This is a genomic window from Mycobacterium gastri (assembly GCF_002102175.1).
GTDB lineage: Bacteria > Actinomycetota > Actinomycetes > Mycobacteriales > Mycobacteriaceae > Mycobacterium > Mycobacterium gastri.
In genome coordinates this window covers 1-2,658 of the sequence record NZ_LQOX01000025.1, presented here as the reverse complement: position 1 = coordinate 2,658, position 2,658 = coordinate 1, and the positions used below count along the sequence as shown (strand labels likewise).

Genomic DNA, 2,658 nt, shown 5'->3' with positions numbered 1-2,658 from the left:
TGTCGACCGCCACCGTGATGGGACCGGTTTGAGCAGGGTTTAGCCACGGTCATGGGACCACCCGTTTGCCAGTGATGGGACCACCCGCGTGTCGCGTCGGGGGTTGCTCGATTACTGGGTCGGATCACTTCACGTCAATCGATGTGAAGGAGTCCGCTTTATGTATCGGGAGGTTTCGGTGATCGAGGTGCGCGAGATGTTGCGGGTGTGGATGTTGGGCGCTGGGCTGCGCCGGGTGGGTGCTGTGGCCGGGGTGGATCGCAAGACCGCTCGCCGCTATAGAGACGCGGCGGTGGCGGCGGGGTTGGATCGTGACGGCAACACTGATCAGCTCACCGATGAGTTGATCGGGCAGGTGGTGGAGGCGGTGCGCCCGGATCGGCCGAACGGGCATGGTATGGCGTGGGAATTGTTGTGCGACAACCATGATCGGATCGCCGAGTGGGTCGATAAGGGTTTGAGCGTGGTCAAGATCGCCGATCTGTTGGCGCGCGAGGGGGTGATGGTGCCCCAGCGCACCTTGCACCGTTATTGCGTTGAGCGCACCGGTTATCGGGGCCGGGGGGATACGGTGCCGGTGGCCGACGGGGATCCCGGGGTGGAGTGTCAGATCGATTTCGCCCGGATGGGGATGATTTTCGATGCGGCGGCAGGGCGGCCGCGGGTGGCGCATGCGTTGATCTTCACCGCGGTCTATTCGCGGCACATGTTCGTGTGGTTGACGTTCTCCCAGACGTTGGAGGCGATCCTCGCCGGCTGCGAGGCAGCCTGGGCGTTTTTCGGTGGTGTCTTTAAGGTGTTGATCCCCGACAACATGAAACCGATTGTGGCCCAGGCTGATGCGACAAACCCACGATTTACTGTGGGGTGGTTGGAGTACGCCCAGGCCCGCGGCTTTGTTACCGACCCGGCCCGCGTTCGTTCGCCCCAAGATAAACCTCGGGTCGAAAGGATAGTGCAATACGTACGCGGAAACTTCTTCGCCGGTGAGGAATTCGTGGATTTGGCCGACGCCCAAGCCCGCGCCCAAACCTGGTGCGCCGATAAAGCCGGGCTACGTATCCATGGCACCACCTGCGCCCAGCCGGCGGTGGTGTTCGCCCAGTGTGAGGCTGCTGTGCTGTTGCCCGCGCCCACCGCGGCCTACCAGCTGCCTATCTACGCGCAAGTCAAAGTCCACCGCGACTACCACGTCCAGATCAAAAGTGCGCTCTATTCGATACCCGAACACCTTCGCGGGCAAACACTTTGGGTCCGCGCCGATGCTGAGCTGGTCAAAATGTATCACCGCGGCCAGCTGGTCAAAACCCATCCCCGCCAACCGGCGGGCGGGCGCTCGACCGACCCGGGGGATCTACCCGCCGAAAAGACCGCCTACGCCATGCGGGACCTGGGCCGGCTCATCGCCACCGCCGCCGGCCATGGACCCGACATCGCCATCTACGCCGAGCGCCTGCTCGACCATGAGCTGCCCTGGACCAAGATGCGCCAGGTCTATCGGCTGTTGGGCCTGGTCAAACGCTACGGCGCCACACCGGTCAACACCGCGTGCGGGCGCGCTTTGGAACTCGATGTCATCTCGGTGACCAAGATCGCAGCCATGCTGGAAAAAGCCACCGAAAAGGCCCCCAGCGAGGCGCCACGGGCGGCTTCGGGGCTGGCCCCGGCACGGTTTGCCCGAGACCCGCGCGAATACCGCACTGGCCCATCTAGGCCCAAGCCGGACTGGATGAGCGTCATCGACGGCGGCGCCCTGGTCACCGGCCACCACAACGAGCAGGAGGGGCTGTGGTGACCAAACCAACCAAACCTATTGTCACCGATCCCATCTCGACTGACCTCAAACGTGTGATGCGCCAACTCAAACTCGGACCCATGCTCGACACCCTGCCCGAACGGCTCGTCTTGGCCCGCCAACAACACCTCTCCCATGCGGCGTTTCTCGAGCTGGTGCTCGCCGATGAGGCCACCCGCCGCGACACCAGCTCAGCGGCCCGGCGCGCCCGCGACTCCGGCCTAGACGCCGCCATGCGCCTAGAGTCCTGGGACGAATCCGCCGCCGTGCGCTACGACCGCAGCCTGTGGACCGACCTGACCAGCCTGCGCTTCCTCGACGGCCCCCATGGGGCTTTGCTTTTGGGCGCCGTCGGAGTCGGGAAAACGCATCTAGCCACAGCACTTGGGCATATCGCCGTGCGCCGCCGCGTCCCCACCCTAATGTTGCGCGCAGACGCAATGTTCAAGCGGCTCAGAGCCTCTCGACTCGACAACAGCACCGAAGCCGAAATGCGGCGGCTGGCCCAGATCCGCCTGCTGATCATCGACGACTTTGCGCTGCAACCCATGGACGCCACCGCAACCGCCGACTTCTACGAACTCGTCGTGGCCCGCCACCACAAGGCCTCCACCGTTTTAACCTCCAACCGCAGCCCCGACGAATTCCTGGCCATGATGACCGACCCACTGCTGGCCCAATCGGCAGTCGACAGGCTCACCTCCACCACGCACGAACTGATCATCGAAGGCCAGTCCTACCGGCGACGTCAAAAGCCCACAGTTTGACATCAGCACCGTAAAGCCAACATCATGCTCGCTGAGCCAAACAGGTGGTCCCTAGCTGGTGGCAAACCAGTGGTCCCTTCCCGGTGGCAAATGACA

2 protein-coding genes are annotated in these 2,658 nt (G+C 63.7%); both read left to right on the top strand.

The window, feature by feature from the left end; translation table 11 throughout:
- Positions 1-160 precede the first annotated feature (160 nt).
- Positions 161-1,795: an IS21 family transposase gene (gene istA / locus AWC07_RS02530; protein WP_085104936.1), complete on the top strand. Its 1,635-nt coding sequence runs from the start codon at positions 161-163 to the stop codon at positions 1,793-1,795.
- Positions 1,796-1,851: 56 nt separating this feature from the next.
- Complete coding sequence (locus AWC07_RS02525) at positions 1,852-2,562, top strand: ATP-binding protein (protein ID WP_085104937.1); 711 nt, start codon at positions 1,852-1,854, stop codon at positions 2,560-2,562.
- Positions 2,563-2,658 lie beyond the last annotated feature (96 nt).

Coding starts and splice junctions, on each gene's coding strand:
- istA (WP_085104936.1), top strand. CDS start 161: ATGTATCGGGAGGTTTCGGTGATCGAGGTGCGCGAGATGTTGCGGGTG.
- AWC07_RS02525 (WP_085104937.1), top strand. CDS start 1,852: ATGCGCCAACTCAAACTCGGACCCATGCTCGACACCCTGCCCGAACGG.